This window comes from Acidovorax sp. YS12 (assembly GCA_021496925.1).
GTDB lineage: Bacteria > Pseudomonadota > Gammaproteobacteria > Burkholderiales > Burkholderiaceae_C > Paenacidovorax.
The window spans coordinates 1,043,923-1,062,135 of the sequence record CP053915.1 but is presented as its reverse complement, the minus strand read 5'-3'; the positions used below and the strand labels follow the sequence as shown (position 1 = coordinate 1,062,135).

14 protein-coding genes, 2 pseudogenes and 2 riboswitches are annotated in these 18,213 nt (G+C 65.2%); of the genes and pseudogenes, 4 read left to right on the top strand and 12 right to left on the bottom strand.

Annotated features, from left to right (window positions below; genetic code table 11):
• Positions 1 to 79: 79 nt before the first annotated feature.
• From YS110_04850 to YS110_04820, 7 genes are all read right to left on the bottom strand, one after another.
• Positions 80 to 1,375: an MFS transporter gene (locus YS110_04850; protein ID UJB64136.1), complete on the bottom strand. Its 1,296-nt coding sequence runs from the start codon at positions 1,373 to 1,375 to the stop codon at positions 80 to 82.
• On the bottom strand, positions 1,365 to 2,573 hold the full coding sequence (locus YS110_04845; GenBank protein UJB64135.1) for an acyltransferase family protein: 1,209 nt from the start codon (positions 2,571 to 2,573) through the stop codon (positions 1,365 to 1,367). Before YS110_04845 ends, YS110_04850 begins: the two co-directional genes overlap by 11 nt.
• Before the next feature lie 53 nt (positions 2,574 to 2,626).
• Positions 2,627 to 3,646, bottom strand: a complete 1,020-nt coding sequence (locus tag YS110_04840; GenBank protein ID UJB64134.1) for a MerR family transcriptional regulator — start codon at positions 3,644 to 3,646, stop codon at positions 2,627 to 2,629.
• A gap of 7 nt (positions 3,647 to 3,653) precedes the next feature.
• A complete protein-coding gene (locus YS110_04835) occupies positions 3,654 to 4,067 on the bottom strand; it encodes an FKBP-type peptidyl-prolyl cis-trans isomerase (GenBank protein UJB64133.1) in 414 nt (137 codons plus the stop codon).
• 399 nt (positions 4,068 to 4,466) lie between these two features.
• A protein-coding gene (locus tag YS110_04830; GenBank protein ID UJB64132.1) for an IS630 family transposase occupies positions 4,467 to 5,406 on the bottom strand; the annotation gives its coding sequence in 2 pieces (ribosomal slippage) (positions 4,467 to 5,072 and positions 5,074 to 5,406; 939 coding nt in all).
• 299 nt (positions 5,407 to 5,705) lie between these two features.
• Complete coding sequence (locus tag YS110_04825) at positions 5,706 to 6,017, bottom strand: hypothetical protein (protein ID UJB64131.1); 312 nt, start codon at positions 6,015 to 6,017, stop codon at positions 5,706 to 5,708.
• Between the two features lie 138 nt (positions 6,018 to 6,155).
• A complete protein-coding gene (locus YS110_04820) occupies positions 6,156 to 6,899 on the bottom strand; it encodes a hypothetical protein (protein UJB64130.1) in 744 nt (247 codons plus the stop codon).
• A gap of 129 nt (positions 6,900 to 7,028) precedes the next feature.
• Here YS110_04820 and YS110_04815 point away from each other — a divergent pair.
• Positions 7,029 to 8,056, top strand: a pseudogene (locus YS110_04815) (IS110 family transposase).
• 470 nt (positions 8,057 to 8,526) lie between these two features.
• Here the strand turns inward: YS110_04815 and YS110_04810 are convergent.
• A complete protein-coding gene (locus YS110_04810; GenBank protein ID UJB64129.1) occupies positions 8,527 to 9,462 on the bottom strand; it encodes a hypothetical protein in 936 nt (311 codons plus the stop codon).
• A gap of 164 nt (positions 9,463 to 9,626) precedes the next feature.
• Here YS110_04810 and YS110_04805 point away from each other — a divergent pair, with 164 nt between their 5' ends.
• The 3 genes and pseudogenes from YS110_04805 (at position 9,627) to YS110_04795 (ending at position 12,104) form a co-directional block, all read left to right on the top strand.
• Entirely contained in the window at positions 9,627 to 10,679 is a 1,053-nt protein-coding gene (locus YS110_04805; protein ID UJB67349.1) for an IS5 family transposase, read from the top strand.
• A gap of 236 nt (positions 10,680 to 10,915) precedes the next feature.
• Positions 10,916 to 11,359 (top strand): annotated as a pseudogene (locus tag YS110_04800) (phage integrase N-terminal SAM-like domain-containing protein).
• 4 nt (positions 11,360 to 11,363) lie between these two features.
• Complete coding sequence (locus YS110_04795) at positions 11,364 to 12,104, top strand: integron integrase (GenBank protein ID UJB64128.1); 741 nt, start codon at positions 11,364 to 11,366, stop codon at positions 12,102 to 12,104.
• A 73-nt stretch (positions 12,105 to 12,177) separates the two neighbouring features.
• Here YS110_04795 and gcvP read toward each other — a convergent pair whose 3' ends face one another.
• From gcvP to YS110_04775, 4 genes are all read right to left on the bottom strand, one after another.
• A complete protein-coding gene (gcvP, locus tag YS110_04790) occupies positions 12,178 to 15,072 on the bottom strand; it encodes an aminomethyl-transferring glycine dehydrogenase (protein UJB64127.1) in 2,895 nt (964 codons plus the stop codon).
• A gap of 128 nt (positions 15,073 to 15,200) precedes the next feature.
• A complete protein-coding gene (gene gcvH, locus YS110_04785; GenBank protein UJB64126.1) occupies positions 15,201 to 15,575 on the bottom strand; it encodes a glycine cleavage system protein GcvH in 375 nt (124 codons plus the stop codon).
• Positions 15,576 to 15,664: 89 nt separating this feature from the next.
• The gene (gene gcvT, locus YS110_04780; GenBank protein UJB64125.1) at positions 15,665 to 16,798 is read right to left on the bottom strand and encodes a glycine cleavage system aminomethyltransferase GcvT; all 1,134 of its coding nucleotides are present in this window, start codon (positions 16,796 to 16,798) and stop codon (positions 15,665 to 15,667) included.
• Positions 16,799 to 16,845: 47 nt separating this feature from the next.
• Positions 16,846 to 16,958, bottom strand: a riboswitch (glycine riboswitch).
• A gap of 18 nt (positions 16,959 to 16,976) precedes the next feature.
• Positions 16,977 to 17,074, bottom strand: a riboswitch (glycine riboswitch).
• A gap of 184 nt (positions 17,075 to 17,258) precedes the next feature.
• Positions 17,259 to 18,155 carry a LysR family transcriptional regulator gene (locus YS110_04775; protein UJB64124.1) on the bottom strand — a complete coding sequence of 299 codons (897 nt, stop codon included), beginning with the start codon at positions 18,153 to 18,155 and terminating at the stop codon, positions 17,259 to 17,261.
• Between the last annotated feature and the right edge of the window lie 58 nt (positions 18,156 to 18,213).

The window sequence follows — 18,213 nt, the reverse complement described above, 5'->3', positions numbered from 1 at the left end:
AAAATGCCCTCCAATGCTTTACTGGAAAGCGCTGGAAGCTCCTGAAACAGGAGCGGCCGGCGCCTTGCCGGCCTCTGCCTCAGGGCCGCTGGGGCGCCGCGTCCTGCATATGCCGCATGGGCGACAGCAGCAGGGCCAGGGCGGCCAGCGCCATGAGGGTGCCGCCGCAGCCGATGAACAGCCAGGGCAGGGCGACCATGTGCATGACCCATCCCGTCACGGCGGCCGACAGCGGCGCCAGCCCCAGGAAGATGAACATGAACAGGCCCATGGCCCGCCCCAGCAGCACCGGCGGCACGCGCTGCTGGATCCAGGTGAACACGCGCACCTGCATGAAGCCGCCCAGCAGGCCGATGGCCAGCATCAGCAGCGTGCCCTGCCACAGCGCCGTGGCGTGGCCCAGGGGCATGAACAGCAGGCCGATCAGCAGGTCGATGCACAGCACCGTGGCCCCGAGCGTGCCCAGGCGCAGCCGGGGCAGCAGGCCCGAGGCCACCGTGCCCGCCAGCGTGCCCGCGCCATGCGCGCCCACCATGGTGCCGAACGCCGCTGCCCCCAACTGCGGCTGGCTGCTGGCCAGCACGGGCAGGGCGATGTGCACCGGCCCCATGATGAGCACGGCCACCGCGGCGAAGTACAGCAGGAAGGCGCGCAGCTCGGCATCGGCCCAGAAGTGGCGCAGCCCCTGCCACACCGCGCGCACCATGCCCGCCTGCGGGCCGGGCGCTGGCTGCCCCGGCGCCGGCGGCAGCAGGCGCACCCGGGCCAGCGTCCAGGCCGAGAGGGCGTAGCTCAGCGCGTCGAACGCGAAGGCCAGGCCGATGCCGGTGGTGCCGGCCCGCCCGCCGCCGCCACCGTCGCCGAATGCCGCGATCAGCAGGCCCGCCAGCAGCGGGCCGAGGAACAGGCTCAGTTGCCGCAGCCCCATGCCGATTCCGTTGGCGGCCTGCAACTGCGCACGCGGCACCACGCGGGGCGTGAGCGAGGTGGCCGCCGGAATGCTGAACGCCGTGGACAGGCCAATGCCCAGCGCCAGCGCGTACAGTGCCCACAGCGCCGCCGGCCCGCTCAGCACCAGGGCGGCCAGCAGCCCCAGCAGCACGGTGTTGGCGTGCTTGGTGTACATCAGCACCCGCTTGGGGCAATGGCGGTCCACCACCGCGCCGCCGAACAGGATGAACAGCGCGCGCGGCACGCTGATCAGGGCCAGCACCGTGCCCAGCACGCGGGTGCTGCCCGTGAGCTGCAGCACCAGCCAGGGCATGGCGATCAGGGTGAACTGGTCGCCCAGCATCGACAGCGCCGAGCCTGCCGTGAGCCAGCGGAAATCGGGGTTGCGCAGCAGGGCCGCGCGCGGCGGGCTGTCAGCGTGCATGGACCGATCCTGGCAAGGGGCGCGGCGCGCGCGTGCGGCGCTGGCCGTTGAGCAGCGCGCCCACGGCGGTGTAGCGCACCAGCAGGTGGTAGCTGGCCAGGCTGAGGAGCGAGGTGGCCGCGATGTTGAGGCCGATCTTCGCCCCGGCCGGCCATTCCAGCCCGAACAGCAGCGCGCCGAAGCCGATGGTCATCGGCATGTGCACCAGGTAGACCCAGTAGGAGCTGTCGGCCAGGTAGCCCAGCCAGGCGCTGCGCCGGGGCACGTGCGCCAGGAAGCCGCCGATGAGCGCCAGGCTCCAGCACCAGGCGGTGGCGTTGTAGGCCAGGGCCACGCCCAGGCGCAGCGCCTCGGGCAGGCCTTGGGCGCCGCGCGGCCGGGCCTCGAACAGCGCGCCCGTGGCGAAGAACAGCGCCAGGCCTGCCCCGGCGTACCAGGGCCAGCGCCGCACGTAGTGCGCCAGCAGCGCCTCGCGGTGCGCGTACAGGGCCAGCCCGAAGCCGTAGAACAGGCCGTTGTGCAGCCATTCGGTCCAGGGGGGCATGAAGGCGCCGTTGGGCTGCAGCAGCCCGTCGGGGTAGAGCATGCCGGCGCCCGCCAGCGGCAGGGTCAGCAGCGCCAGGCCCCAGGGCGTGCGGCCGAGCCGCGCCATGGCCCGGCCCAGCCAGTGCGGTACGGCGGGCGCGAGGCGCGCCAGCGCGGCGTGGGCCAGGGCCGTGGCCAGGCTGAGCCACAGCAGCATCCACAGGAACCACATGTGCATGGTGGAAAGCCCGGTGGGCGTGCTGGGCGCGGTCTGCATCAGCGCCGGGTCCAGGCCCCAGGTGCCGCGGGCCATGCGGTGCATGAAGGCCAGGGCCAGCACGCCGCAGAGCGCGAAGATGGGCGGCCAGAACAGCGCGAACGGCAGCGCCAGGCGCTGCAGGCGGTTGCGCACCATGGCGCGCGTGCCGCGCCGCTCGATCATCAGGGCCACGAAAAAGCCCGCCAGGATGAAGAACACCGGCATGCGGAAGGCGTGGATGAAGGCCAGCAGCAGGTCGGCCACCGGGGTGGTCCGGTTGTCGCGCCAGGGCAGGGGCGAGGGGCCGGCGAGGTGGATCACCGCCACGTGCAGCACGATGCCCAGCCACATCATGGCGGCGCGCAGGTTGTCCAGGGCGTGCAGCCGCTCGGGGCTGCGTGGGGGTGAGGTCATGGTGGGCTCCGTAGGCATGGGGGCCGACTCTAAGGCCTCACGTTGCGTGAGGGTCAAGCGATGTTTGCTGGCAAAGACAGGGCGGCCGCATGGCCGATGAAGGCCCGCACCGCCGGGCTCAGCAAGGCGCTGGATTGCAGCAGGGGCTCGGTGGCCCACGCATTCAGCAGCTTGCTGCGCAGGGCAGGGCGGTTGCCGCAGAGCTGGTCCATGAGGCGGCTCCAGTGCACCACGGCGGCGTGCGCGGCGGGGCTGCCGGGGGCTTCGCCATGGGCCAGCAGGGCGGCCACTTCGTCCTCCAGCGCTTGCCAGTGCGCCAGCGGCACGAAGCCGAGCTGCCCCATTTCCGCGCGCGTGAAGTGCCGCTCCAGCGCCTGCATGCGCAGGGCGATGGCCTGCTCCACGAAGGCCATCATGGCGCCGCTGGGGGCGAAGTTGATGCTGTGCGTGCTCGGCTCCTGGCGGTACATGTGGCCCCAGCGGTCCAGCAGGTCCATGTCGCCGCCCATCCACTCCAGGATCAGCACCATCCAGCGGTGGGTGAGCTTTTGCACGGCGGGGTCGTCGATGGGCAGGCCCTGGCGCATGGCCGCGTCTACCTGGGCGATCAGCGGGCGCCATTCGCTCTCGATCAATGGCCAGCGCTCGAAGATGCGCTTGAGCTCGGCAGCGCTGAAGTACTTGCCATAGGTGGACATGAGGGCCAGTGTTTCGAGCCAGTTGCCCATGTCGGGGGCGGAGCCCGCCACCATGCCGTCGCGCATCAGGGCCAGGCGGCCGCGCAGCTCGGTGGCTTGCTGGATCTGCACATCCAGCGCGTGGATCTGCTGGGACAGCACGCGCTGGGGGTCGAGCTGGTCGTCGCCCAGCAGCTCGCCGATATGGGCCAGCGGCAGCCCCATGTGGCGCAGCGCCTGGATGGCGTGCAGGCGCTGCACGTCGGCCTGGCTGTACAGGCGGTAGCCCGATTCCGAGCGCTCCGACGGCGCGAGCAGCCCGATCTCGTCGTAGTGGTGCAGCGTGCGCACCGTGAGGCCCGTGCGCCGCGCCAGCTCCCCGACCTTCAGCCGCATGCGGCGCTCAGCGGCGCACCGAGACCAGTTCCACCTCGAAGTGCAGCGTGGCGTTGGGCGGGATCACGTTGCCCGCGCCGCGCGCGCCGTAGGCGATGGCCGGGGGGCAGATCAGCTTGGCCTTGCCGCCCGGCTTCATGCGCTGCACGCCCTCGGTCCAGCAGGGGATGACGCGGTTCAGCGGGAACTCGGTGGGCTCGCCGCGCTTGTAGGAGCTGTCGAACTCCTTGCCATCGGGGAAGGTGCCGCGGTAGTGCACCTTGACGGTGTCGGTGGCCTTGGGCGATTCGCCCGTGCCCTCTTGCAGTACCTCGTACACCAGGCCGGAAGAGGTCGTCACGGGCGCAGCGGCGGGCGTGTTTTGCGCCCAGGCAGCGGGCGCGAGGAACAAGGCAGAGAGCAGGAAAGCAGGCAAGCGCATGGTGAATATCCGAAAAAAGCAAAGGCCCGATGGTAGGGCCTTTGGCCGGGGGCGCCGCCGTGGCAGCTGGCGCGCACCGTGTGATAGGGGCCGTGTTACTGCTGGGGGAGGATGTATTTCTTTTGGTACTCAGCCACCCACACCTGCACACAGGCTTGCAAGCATGGGCCGTTGGCGTTCAGCGTGTCCGGCACGGCTTTTCTGCACAGGTTCAACGCCGCCTGTGGGTGCTGCAGCTCTTGGGAGCGTGTGGGATCAAAAATTAACGGCCAAGGTAAGCGGCCTGCCGAAGGCAAGTCCGCTTGACCGCAGAGTTAGACCCGAAGGCCGAAAGCAGTGCGGTACTGCAAAAATGATAGCTGGTAGCGCTTGCTGCACAAGCGCTAGAGAATTTTCGATTTATATGCTGACGTATCCAGCCGATGCGAAGTAGTTCATGCACTCCTGCGGCGAGAACTGCTGGAGCAACTCACCGATGTGATCCCAAAGCGCATCGACGCTGCGCTTGGAGGCCTTGCGCAGCAGCGCCTTGAGCTTGGCGAACATCTTCTCGATCGGATTGAGGTCAGGCGAGTATGGCGGCAGGTACAGGATGCTGGCGCCCCTGGCAGCGATGGCCTGCGCAACGCCGCTGACCTTGTGGCTGGCCAGGTTGTCGGCAATGACGATGTCCCCGGGGTTGAGCGTGGGGCACAGGAATTGACACACCCAGGCCAGGAACACCTGTCCGTCCATGGGGCCATCGATCACCAAAGGGGCAGTCACACCATCATGGCGCAAGCCAGCAATGAACGTGGTGGTCTTCCAATGCCCATGCGGGGCCGCAGCCACGCAGCGCTGGCCGCGCCGGGCGCGCCCGTAGCGGCGTGTCATGTTCGTGCTGGTGGCCGTCTCATCCAGAAAGACCAGCCTGTGTGGCTGCAGGCTACTCTGCCTGGCCCGCCACTGCTGGCGCGCCTGCTGTACGTCGGGCCGATCTTGCTCGCTGGCGTGCAGCGTTTTTTTTAAAGCTCAACCCCCACTTGTCCAGCTGGTGCCATAGCGCCGCCGACTTGATCTGGATGCCGTGTCCAGCAAGCCGCTCGCACAGCTGCGCCAGCGTCAAATCCGGCTCCAGCCTCAGCCATTCCACCAGCGCTGGCTGCATGTCGGCCACCCGCGAGCGACGGTAGCCTCCGACCTGATGGCTGGTTCGCTCGCCCGTGGCTTGCAGCCGCTTGCCCACTTGGTACACCCACATGCGGCTGACCTCATATCTGCGGGCAATCTCCGTGGGGCCTTCGCCCCGCTCAATCGCCCGCAACACCCGCTCTCTCAAGTCCTGGGAGTACGCCTGCATTTGAGTTCCTCCTGGTCGAAGAAATTATCATACAGATCGTCAATAATTAAATCAAAAATGCTCTAGAGGCAAAAAAGACTGCAAACTGACGCAGCGTATGCAGGCGAAGCCCAGCGATCTGCCTAAATCCCAAAGGAGAAATCTTGGCGAAAGGCGAAGCGCTGGAATAAATGGCTGCCTGCATAAAGCGGGTGATGGGACTAACTGACAAATCTAACCTGACCGCTGTAGGCGGAGCAGGTTAGCAAGCGGTTAGTGATCAAAAATAAAGGAAATATGAATTCTATATAAAATTATGGCTACCCAAATAGCATCATTCCTACAGCCGCCGCAAAAAAAGCCAGAATTACGACAAGAATACCAAGTACTCCACGCTGCCAGCCAGCTAAGTCGTCCCATTTTGTTGCAATCATTGAAAAAGGAACGCCAGCTATGAATTCTAAAAATCCAATGAGTGCATAAGCGCCTGGAAAAGCAAGAGGAATCATTCCAAACGATGTAGGGGCGAAGCCTTGAAGGCGGACAAAATAAATGATAGCCCATATTAGACCGAAGCCGACTATGCCAATGAAAATTTTGCGTGCTCCATCACTTCTAACGCCATTTGTCATCTTGCTTCCCTAAATTGATTGATTGCTTTTTAATATATCGGCCAAGGTAGCGGTCTGCATAAAGCGGTGTATTCGGAGGGACTAACGTCTGAATTCACCGGCGGCCGTAGGCCGTCCGGTGGAATGAATGGTTGGGCCTCATATGCGCGCTATCTCTCTTGTCGCGTTGACCGAAATAGCAGCTATGGCTCGCAGCATTACTGGAGCATTTGGGCCATATAAGGCTTCCTCTGGTGCGATCCCTGCCTTGAGGGCTGGAACCCAAAGGCGTGTCTCGTAGGTAAGCCGTCCAAGCATCCAAACAACTCGAACCCTAAACCGATCAATCGACGGCATCGACTCATGGAAGTTCTCCGGCAGACGCACGCCATCGCCCAACTGTCCCTCGAACGGCGTCTGTTTCTCCTCAATGAATTCACTCATCTTTCGCTTAAGTAGTTCGATGTCCCATTTGTGCGACAAGTCATTGCGCACTTTTCGGATGTGATCGAACTCAATGAGCAAGTCTTTGCTCAACCAACCAAAGGCAAACGCCATCTGAATCCGTTGCGACAGCCGTGCCAGTGGGCCAAAGCCCGACATCAGTGCACTGCGACCTCCAGGGACCCCATCGGGAATCTCGCGCTTGAACATCTCTTCCAACCGGTCATCTGCGTAAGCAGCGGCAATCACCGGAATAACGCGGGGCTCCTCGTTGGCGACCAGCGCGACAACTTGCTTGAAGAGCGTCACCTCGGCTTCAAACGGCGAAGCTTGCTCAACGAATTTCTTAACGCGATGCTCGCCGAATGCCCTCGAGTAATTCCGATAGACCTGAAGTCCCCACTTCTCGCCGTCGCTGAGCTTCATGGCGGCAATGTCTGGATCGAGTGTGTCGTTCATGAGGCCCAACGAATGAAAGGGACTTCCCCGTCCCAAGCGCAGCGCGCATTTGCGCAGAACGGCAACCAAGTGCCACGATGGGAAGTGCAATCTCTCATCAACACGCTTGTTTTATGGAAGGGGAAGTCCATGACCATCGTAACCGTAGGAATCGACCTGGCAAAGAACGTCTTCGCCGTTCACGGTGTGGATGCAGCAGGTAAGCCCGCGCTGGTGCGCCCCAGCGTGGCCCGAGACAAACTGCTGGAACTCATCGCCGCCTTGCCCCCGTGCCTCATCGGCATGGAAGCGTGCTCCGGCGCACACCACTGGGCCAGGGAATTCGACAAGCTCGGCCACACCGTGCGCCTGATGGCCCCCAAGTTCGTCGCCCCCTACCGCCTCTCGGGCAAACGAGGCAAGAACGATGCCGCCGACGCTGCGGCGATCTGCGAAGCTGTCACCCGGCCCCAAATGCGCTTCGTGCCCCTCAAGACCATTGAACAACAAGGCCAGTTGATGGTGCACCGCGCCCGCCAGGGCTTCGTGGAGCAGCGCACCGCCACCCTCAACCGCATCCGGGGCCTGCTGTCGGAACTGGGCATCGTGCTGCCCCTGAAGGCCGCCACCGTGCGGCGCGAAGCATTGGCCCACCTCGAAGACCTGCCCGGCTGGGCCAACACCGTCATCGGCGACCTGCTCAGTGAAGTCACCGGGCTGGATGAACGCATCGCCGAATACGACCGCCACATTGCCTTCATGGCCCGCCACAACACGCAGGCACGGCAGTTGATGCAACTGAGCGGCATAGGCCAGACCACCGCCATGGCCCTCATCAGCACCGTGGGCAACGGCCACGACTTCGCCTGCGGGCGCAGCTTCAGCGCCTGGCTGGGCCTGGTGCCCGGGCAATACAGCTCGGGCGGCAAACAGCGCCTGGGGCGCATCACCAAGGCAGGAGACGCCTACCTGCGCAGCCTGCTCGTGATGGGAGCGCGGGCCGTGCTGGCTGCCGCCATGAACCCCGAGCGCCCAAGCAAGACAGCCTCAGCCGCTGGGCACGCAGCCTGGCCGAGCGCCGGGGCTACTGGCGCGCGGTGGTGGCGATAGCGGCCAAGAACGCACGCATGTGCTGGGCCGTGCTGCAAAGGGGGGAGAACTTCAAGATGCCCGCCTGAGCCGATCAGGCCAGGCAAGACAAACAACGCAAGCAAGACAAGCCCAACAGATCAGGAATCCGCCGCGTGAAGGCAGTCGTTGATGTGCAAAAGGTTGGACCTGCGCCGGGGAATGCTCGGTTAACTGGAGGGGAGCCATGGGAGAGATCCCAAGACCCGACTAACGAATGGAGCCCCCGGCGCGCGTCTTTCATCAGGGTTTGCTGCCGACACAGAAGGTAGCGCTAATGACCGTTTGTAGTCACGCCGTCCGCACCGTTTGCCAAGAAGCATCGACGCGCTGCACGCACAAGGCTGGGAACTGAGCTGAAACCGTTGAAGACCATGCCTGGGTCTATCGCTGCGCGATAAACCCAGGGAGAGGTATTGCTTGCGAATGTGGGGAAGCCCTTGTAGTGGAGCTAACCGGCGCACGGAATGCCGCGAAGCGGCATGTAGGACGTCCGGGTTGAGCGCAGGGTTATGCGTTGTCATGGCAATGCAGCCTCTGCCTCACCAAGAAAGACAAGTGCAGAGGCAGTCATGTGAAGCATGTATGCAACCAGATGATCAGGAACTGTCGTTGTCGTTGTGCCTTGACCATGCCCACCCAACTTGTTTCGGCCGGTAGGAATGCTGCTTTCAAGCAAGCTGCGCAAAGACGTAAAGTTTTGCTGCCAAAAAGTGGGAATAAGCCCGTTGTCGAGGCACGCTTGAATTAGGTTTTTTGCAGTGGCATTACCGTTGTAGGCCCAGCCACGTTTGTCGCAAATGGCCTTCATCAAACTCTCAAAGGACTTTAAACATTCGTTCAGCGCTTCCTTCGCATTTCCATGTCGGTAATGCTCATGTGCCTTTAGAAACTCCTGTTGTGCGCCTGCGTATTTTCTTTGATTTAGCAAACGCAACGCGGGTTTTACTACTTCTGAGTGGACTAGCTCCGAATCAATACGAATAATCTCGCCATCGGCGAATTGATAACCAACGCCATGCTCCTTGAACCTCCCGTTCAGTTCTTCAATGGCTGCATCCGCGATCTCATTTGCATTTTGCCGGTGCAAATAATTCCAGTTCCTAGTGGCGAGATTGATTGCGCGAAACGAAAGCTCCACCGCATCCAGAGCGCGCTCGATGTTTTCCTCGCGAAGGAAGAAATTGGCCAGCTCTTGAATGTAGTCTCGATCACCATAATCCTTTGCGCCTGGCAATTTAAATAGCCCGTACTCTCGGCAAAGAGTTTCAACTATCAGTGGGTAGTACTGTTGGACTTGCCCCTCATAGTATTGATCGCCTCGCCCTAATGTATCGAGCCAGATGTGGACTATTTGAGTTCGAAGCGCTTGAGGAAGTTTGTCATAGACGTATACGTCCGGCATATCGCCGCGTAGCTTCTTCTGACGTTTTGAAAAAAGATCAAAAATTGCCAATGCATGGCTCCTTACGCATAACTAGAAATAGACGACAACCGCACCACGCGGCGCTGTCGGATAGTACAGGCGCATATTACATCGCCCATAGGAAAAGTACGGGAACCTCTCAAAACCCCACTGCTCAACCCAGAGCCCTTTACACCTGTCCTGACCGCCACATGATCAGCCCTCGCAGTGCCCTGAAGTTCGACCTGTTCGCCGACGCCTCGCGCCAGCGCAAGATCGACGAGGTGGGTGACCCGCTGCAGACCATCGCCCAGCACATCGATTTCGCCGAACTGGCTGCGCTGGTGGATGGTCTTCTTGCACGGGGCGACGGCCGCAAGGGTGGACGGCCCGCCTACCCCAGCGAAGTGATGGTGCGCGTGCTGGTCTTGAAGCGCCTGTACAACCTCTCGGATGAGCAGATGGAGTACCAATTGCTGGACCGCATGAGCTACCAGCGCTTTTGCCTGCTGCAGGATGCCATGAACATCCCCGACCGCAACACCATCTGGCGCTTCGCCCAGCGCATCGGGGTGGACGGCGCCACGGCCTTGTTCCAAGGCGTGGATGCCCAGTTGCAGCGCCATGGCTACATCGCCCGGGGAGGACAGGCCATCGATGCCACCTTGGTGCCAGCCCCGCGCCAGCACATCGGCAAGCAAGACAAGGAACGCCTGGCCCAGGGCAAGGCGCCTGACTGGAACGAAGCCAAGCGCAGGCAAAAGGACCTGGATGCCACGCACACCAGCAAGCACGGCAAGAGCCACTTCGGCTACAAGCTCAGTGTGAGCGTGGACCTCAAGCACGGCTTCATCCGCAAGATCGCCACCGGCACAGCCAGCGAGCACGACGGCCACCACTTTGAAGAAGTGCTGGACGAAGACAACACCGGGCGGGATGTCTACGCCGACAAGGCCTACCCGTCCAAGCGCAGGCAGGAAATGCTCAAGGTATTGGGCTGGCGCGATGGCATACAGCGCAGGGCGGGCAAAGACCAGCCTCTGAGTGAATGCCAGAAGCGGCGAAACCAACGCATCGCCAGAAAGCGGGCCAAGGTCGAGCACGTGTTCGCCGGGATCCGGCACCTGGGAGGCAAGTTCATCCGCACCATAGGGCAGGCGCGCGCGGATGTGGCGATGACGATGATGGCTGCGTGCTACAACATCAAGCGGCTGGCGATGTTCTTGCACAAGGGCGTGGACTCGTTCTACAAACACGCCCAGGCGTAGGCGCAGGGCCTCAACGGGGCCATCGAGCGCCAAAAAGCCTGGCGGCGGGCAATCGAGTCGCTCGCCTGCGACCACCATCCAAGACCTTGCGTGAGGCGGCAACGCGTGAAAGCGTGCTGGGTTCACCCTGCGTTCGCATCGAAGCTGCCGCTTGAGCCGGTTCTGATAGAAAGCCCGGGTATTGAGAGGTTCCCGTACCAAGATGTATCCGTTTAGTCAAACCTAAAATTCTGCGGATGCACGACAACGCCGCAGCCCCCACTCCGGCAGACCCTGCCCGCCAGCCCAAGCTGCTGGAGCGCATGCGCATTCACCTGCGCACGCGGCATTACAGTATTCGCACGGAATAAGCCTATATCAACTGGGCGCGGCGCTTCATTCTGTTTCATGGCAAGCGGCACCCGCAGGACATGGGCGCGGTGGAGGTGGAGGCGTTTTTGAGCCATCTGGCGGTGGACAGGCAGGTGTCGGCATCCACGCAGAACCAGGCCAAGGCGGCGATTCTGTATCTGTCTAAGAGCGTGTTCACGATCTCCACGCGGGTGTGCAGGCGCGGAATCGGGCGGTCTGCGTTGTTGCAAATCCTCGCAATAGCAAGGCTATTGCTGCGGTTTGCGCCTAGCAGCCCATCCCGATCCGCATCCTGCGCCCCTTCGCGCGAGATCGTGAACACGCTCTAAGCAGGTGCTGCAGATCGAGTTGCCCTGGCTCGATGAAGTGGTGCAGGCCAAGCGGCCCCGCCGTTTGCTGGTGGTGTTGACGCCCAGCGAGGTGCGTGAGTTGCTGTTGCACGTGGATGGCTCGGTGGGGCTGGTGGCGCAACTGCTGTATGGCACGGGCATGCGGCTGATGGAGGCAGTGCGTCTGCGCGTGAAGGACGTGGAGTTTGCGAGGCGCGAAATCATCGTGCGCGAGGGCAAGGGCAAGGGCAACAAGGATCGCATCACGGTGCTGCCCGAGAACCTGATGGCCCCCTTGCAGGCGCAGTTGCAAAAAGCGCGGGCCTTGCATGAAAAGGATGTGGTGGCGGGCCTGCCGGGCGTGCATTTGCCGCATGCGCTGGCGGTGAAGTATCGGCAGGCTGACAAAAGCTGGGCCTGGCAGTGGGTGTTTCCGTCGCCGGTGCGCTCCACCGATCCGCGCCCGGATGCGCGCACGGGCGAACTGCTGGAGCGGCGCCACCCTATCTATCCCGAATCGGTGCAGCGCGTGGTGCGGGCGGCGGCGCGGCGGGCGCAGATCGCCAAGCCGGTGTCGCCGCACGTGCTGCGGCATTCATTCGCCACGCATCTGCTGCAATCGGGCTATGACATCCGCACGGTGCAGGAATTGCTGGGCCATGCCGATGTGAGCACCACCATGGTGTACACACATGTGCTCAACAAGGGCGGGCGCGGCATTTTGAGCCCGCTCGATGCGCTGTAAAACGACAAAGGCCCGTTGCCGGGCCTTTGTTGTTTGCTGGGGCAGCGCCATGGCGGCGCTGGTCTGGCGCGCTTTACGCCAATTCGCTGACCGGCACGCAACTGCAGAACAGATTGCGGTCGCCATACACGTTGTCCACGCGGCCCACGGGGCTCCAGTACTTCGCCCCGCGCAGGCTGGCCACGGGGTAGGCGGCGGCTTCGCGCGTGTAGGGGTGGGCCCAGTCGCCCGCGAGCAGGCTGGGGGCGGTGTGTGGCGCGTTCTTCAGCGGGTTGTCGTCCTGCGGCCAGGTGCCGTTCTCGACCTGGCGGATCTCTGCGCGGATGGCGATCATCGCGTCGATGAAGCGGTCCAGCTCGGCCAGGGTTTCGCTCTCGGTGGGTTCCACCATGAGCGTGTTGGCCACGGGGAAGCTCAGCGTGGGCGCGTGGAAGCCGTAGTCGATCAGGCGCTTGGCCACGTCCTCGGCCATCACGCCGCTGGTTTCCTTGAGCTGGCGCAGGTCCAGGATGCACTCGTGCGCCACGTGGCCGTTGGCCGACGCGTACAGCGTGGGGTAGTGGTCCTTGAGGCGCGCGCTGATGTAGTTGGCGCTGAGGATGGCGGCTTCGGTGGCGGCCGTCAGGCCCTCGGCGCCCATCATGCGGATGTACATCCACGAGATCGGCAGCACGGCGGCGTTGCCCAGCGGCGCAGCGCTCACGGCGCCGGTGCCGCCCGCCAGGCCCGCGGTGGCGTGGCCGGGCAGGTAGGGTACGAGGTCTTCCACCACGCACACCGGGCCCACGCCGGGGCCGCCGCCGCCGTGCGGGATGCAGAAGGTCTTGTGCAGGTTCAGGTGGCTCACGTCGCCGCCGAACTCGCCGGGCGCGGCCACGCCGACCAGGGCGTTCATGTTGGCGCCGTCCACGTACACGCGGCCGCCGTGCTGGTGCACGATCTGGCACAGCGCCTTGACCTGCGTCTCGAACACGCCGTGCGTGCTGGGGTAGGTGATCATCACGCAGGCGAGGTTCTGGCTGTGCTGCTCGCACTTGGCCTGCAGGTCGGCCATGTCCACGTTGCCGTTCTCGTCGCACTTGGTCACCACCACCTGCATGCCCACCATCTGCGCGCTGGCCGGGTTGGTGCCGTGGGCGCTGCTGGGGATCAGGCAGATGGTGCGGTGGCCCTGGCCTTGCGCGGCATGGTAGGCCTTGATGGCCAGCAGGCCGGCGTATTCGCCCTGGCTGCCGGCGTTGGGCTGCAGGCTTACGCCGGCGTAGCCCGTGGCCTGGCACAGCCAGGCGCGCAACTGCTCGTCGAGCTGGCGGTAGCCCGCGAGCTGGTCGGCGGGCGCGAAGGGGTGCACCTGGGCGAATTCGGGCCAGGTGATGGGGATCATCTCGCTGGTGGCGTTGAGCTTCATGGTGCACGAGCCCAGCGGGATCATGCTGCGGTCCAGCGCCAGGTCCTTGTCGCTCAAGGCGCGGATGTAGCGCAGCATGCCGGTCTCGCTGTGGTGCGTGTTGAACACCGGGTGCGTGAGGAAGCGGCTGGTGCGCGCCAGGCTGGCCGGGATGAGGCTGGCGGCGCTGGCTTCGAGCTGCTCCACGCTGGGCTGGGCCGTCTGCGGCGCGAAGGCCTGCCACAGCAGCGCCAGGTCGGCGCGCGTGGTGGTTTCGTCGAGCGACACGCCCACGCACTGGCCGCGCAACTGGCGCAGGTTGATGCCGGCCTCCAGCGCGCGCCGCAGCACGGTGCGCGCGGCCTCGGCGCTGCCCAGGTCCACGGTGAGCGTGTCGAACGCGGTGGCGTGCAGCGGCGCCAGGCCGAGCTGCTTCAGGCCCGCCGCCAGGATGGCGGTGAGGTGCGCCACGCGCTGGGCGATGCGCGTGAGGCCCTGCGGGCCGTGGTACACGGCGTACATGCTGGCGATGACGGCCGGCAGCACCTGGGCTGTGCAGATGTTGGACGTGGCCTTTTCGCGGCGGATGTGCTGCTCGCGCGTCTGCAGCGCCAGGCGGTAGGCGGGCTGGCCGTGCACGTCCACGCTCACGCCCACCAGGCGGCCGGGCAGGCTGCGCTTGAATTCGTCGCGGCAGGCCATGTAGGCGGCATGCGGGCCGCCGGCGCCCATGGGCATGCCCAGGCGCTGCGTGGTGCCGACGACGATGTCGGCGCCCATTTCGCCCGGGGCCTTGAGCAGGGCCAGGGCCAGCAGGTCGGCGGCGAGGATGAACGCCGCGCCCTTGGCGTGGATGAGGTCGGCGCTCAGCTGCCAGTCGGCCAGCCAGCCGCTGGAGCCGGGGTACTGGTTGAGGGCGGCGAAGTAGTCGTCCTGGCCGATGGCGGCCAGCCATTCGTCGCCGGAACGGATGACCTTGACGGTGATGCCCAGCGGCACGGCGCGCGTCTGGACCACCTCGATGGTCTGCGGGTGGCAGTCGCCCGAGACGATGAACACGTTGCCCTTGGCCTTGACCGAGCGCTTGGCCAGCGTCATGGCCTCGGCGGCGGCGGTGGCTTCGTCGAGCATGGAGGCGTTGGCGATGGGCATGGCCGTGAGGTCGCACACCATGGTCTGGAAGTTGACCAGCGCCTCCATGCGGCCCTGCGATATCTCGGCCTGGTAGGGCGTGTAGGCGGTGTACCAGGCGGGGTTCTCCAGGATGTTGCGCAGGATGACGCCCGGCGTGTGCGTGCCGTAGTAGCCCTGGCCGATGAAGTTCTTCAGCAGGCGGTTCTGGCCCGCGATGGCCTTGAGCTCGGCCAGCGCCTGTGCCTCGGTGGCGGGGGCGGGCAGATCCATGGGCTGCGCGCGCGCGATGGCGCGCGGCACGATGGAGTCGATGAGCGCGCGGCGCGAGGCCTCGCCGATTACGGAGAGCATGTGCGCCTCGTCGGCGGCGTCGATGCCGATGTGGCGGGGCAGGAATTCGGCCGCGTTTTCCAGCGCGGACAGGGACGGGGCGGCAGGCGCGTTCATGGGGCCAATCTCGGGGTGCTATTAAAAAAGAAGCTGCTGGCGCTTGTTTGCCAGGTGTTTGAGGGATATTTCTTTCTCAAACCCTTTGGCAGCAAGCGCTGGCAGCTATGGTTTTTGGGGCGTGGCGCTCAGGCGCTGGCGGCGAAGGTGGTGTAGGCGGTTTCGTCCATCAGTCCGTTGAGCTCGCCGGCATTGGCGAGCTTGACCTTGAAGAACCAGCCCGCGCCCAGCGGGTCGCTGTTGGCCAGCGACGGGTCGGCGCGCAGGGCTTCGTTGACTTCGACGATTTCGCCCGTGACGGGCATGTACACGTCGGCGGCGGCCTTCACGGACTCGACCACGCCGGCCACTTCGCCCTGGGCGAAGGTCTTGCCGACTTCGGGCAGGTCGACGAACACCACGTCGCCCAGCGCGTCCTGCGCGTGCACGGTGATGCCCACCACCGCGGCGGCGGCGTCGGCGGCGTTGATCCACTCATGGTCTTTGGAGAATTTGATGCTCATGGGGGAAGCTCCAGGGAAAAAGGAAAAAAGGGGTTTTTCGAGAAGGGCCAGGGTGCAATGTAGCCGCCCCGGCAGGGGCCATCAGCCTCTCAGCCGCGGTAGTAGCGCGTGGGCACGAACGGCGTGGGCGCCACCACCATGGGCACGGGCTTGCCGCGCACCATGGCGAAGACCTCGGTGCCGGGCGCGGCGTAGTCGGGCTGCACGTAGGCCAGCGCGATGGGCTGGTTCAGCGTGGGGCTGAGCAGCCCGCTGGTGACCTGGCCGATGGCCTGGCCGTCCATGTTCTCCAGCACGGCGGGCTCGCGCACGGGCACGCGCTCCTTGGCGATCAGGCCGACGCGCTTGCGCGTGAGCAGCGCCGGGTCGTCGATCTGCGCCAGCACCTTGTCGGCGCCGGGGAAGCCGCCCGCGCGCGCGCCGCCGGTGCGGCGCACCTTCTGGATGGCCCAGTTCAGCGCGCCCTCGGGCGGCGTGGTGGTGGTGTCGATGTCGTTGCCGTACAGGCACAGGCCCGCCTCCAGGCGCAGCGAGTTGCGCGCGCCCAGGCCGATGGGCTTCACCTCGGGCTGCGCCAGCAGGGCGCGCGCCAGCGCCTCGGCCTGCGCGCCGGGCACGGAGATCTCGAAGCCGTCCTCGCCGGTGTAGCCGCTGCGCGTGATGAAGAGTTCCACGCCGTTCCAGGCGAAGCCGCCGCCGCTCATGAAAACGAGCTTTTCCACGCCGGGCACCAGGCGCGCCAGGGCTGCGGCGGCCTGCGGGCCCTGCAGCGCCAGCAGGCCGTGGCCGGGCATCGGCACCACCTGGCAGCGGCTGCCGATGCGTGCCTGGATGTGGGCGATGTCACCCGCCTTGCAGGCGCCGTTGACGATCACGAACAGGGTATCGCCCCCCTGGTTGAAGAACATCAGGTCGTCGATGATGCCGCCTTCGTCGTTCAGCAGCAGGCCGTAGCGCTGTCTGCCTTCGGGCAGGCCGGCCACGTCCACGGGCACCAGGGTCTCGAAGGCGGCAGCGGCGTCGGGGCCGACGAGCTTGAGCTGGCCCATGTGCGAGACGTCGAACAGGCCCGCCGCCTGGCGCGTGTGCAGGTGCTCGGCCATCAGGCCGGCGGGGTACTGCACTGGCATGGAATAGCCCGCGAAGGGCACCATGCGGGCACCGAGTTCGAGGTGCAGGGCGTTGAGGGGCGTGGTCAGCAGGGGGGCGGCAGGGGCGGACAAGGTGCGTGTCTCCAGGGCAAATGCGGGCCATGGCCGGGGGCCATGGAATTTGCCCTGCTGTCCTCTTTACCTGAGAGATTCACCCCGCCGCTGCAACGCATGGGGCTTGCTCCTTCGGTGGGCCGCGTCGCTGCGGCGGCCTCTCTCCAGCAAGGGAACGCCCGTGTCGCCACGGGCGCTTGGCCAGTCCTTTTGCCTGAGCGTTCGGCGGGTGCCTGCGCCTTCGGCGGTGCCGCTCACCGGGTGTGGCGGGGCACTCTCTCCTGACGAATCGCGCGAGTATAGCGGCTGCCGTGCGCGTCCAGCGTGCGTCCAGCCCGCGTCCCATGAAACCGGCGCGGCCCATGCCAGCAGACGCCGCGCAAGGGCCTCAGCCGGCCGCCCCGCACCGCCGCGCTGGCGTCGTCCCCCTTCCCGAATGGCGCAGCCATTCGAGAGAAGGGGGAAGCGGCGCAACCGCTCAGGGGGTTGTGTCCCTTGCAGCGCAGGCCAGCAGGTAGTCGATGCAGGTGCGCACGGCGCGGGTCTGGTGGCGGTCGGGCATGTACAGCAGGTACATGCGCGTGCCGAAGATGCTCAGGCGCCAGTCCTGCAGCGTGGCCAGCACCTCGCCGCTGGCCACCTCGGCCTGCACCACGTAGTCGGGCACCAGGCCCACGCCCAGGCCGGCCAGGATGGCCGAGCGCAGGAACGGAAAGTGCTCGGAGATCAGCGTCGGTTCGAGCAGCACCTCGTGCCGCGCGCTGCCCTGGTAGGCCGACAGGCGCAGCTGCCGCCCCACGGCGCCCGAGGTGATGATGGGCGCGCCCTGCAGGTCCTGCAGCGTGCGCGGCAGCGCGTGGGCCTGGCACCAGGCGCGCGCGGCGCAGGCGAGGTAGCGCACGTCGCCCAGGCTGCGCGCCACCAGCGAGGGCGGCGGCTCCTGGATCACGCGGATGGCGATGTCCACCTCGTCGCGCAGGTTGTCGGCGCGGTTCTCGAACAGCACGTCGAGCACGATGCCCGGGTACTGGCGCTTGAACGCGATGAGCCAGTCGGCCATCACCATCTGCCCGTAGCCGCTGGGCACGCTGATGCCCACGCGCCCCTGCAGCTCCTGGCCCAGGCTGGTGACGGTTTCGCGCGCCGCCAGCATCTCGTTGCGGATGGTGCGGCCGTGCGCGTACAGGCGCAGGCCCACTTCGGTCGGCTCCATGCGCCGCGTGGTGCGCCGCAGCAGCTGCACGCCCACCGATTTTTCCAGCTGCGCCAGGTGGTAGCTGACGTTGGCGCGCGTCATCTTGAGCTTGCGCGCCGCCTGGCTCAGGTTGCCGCAGTCCACGATGTCCACGAACAGGCTCAGCGAGGTCAGATCCATGGGCTTGATTGTCAAATGGTGCTTGACGGTTTGTCAATCGAAAGGGTGATTGTAAAAA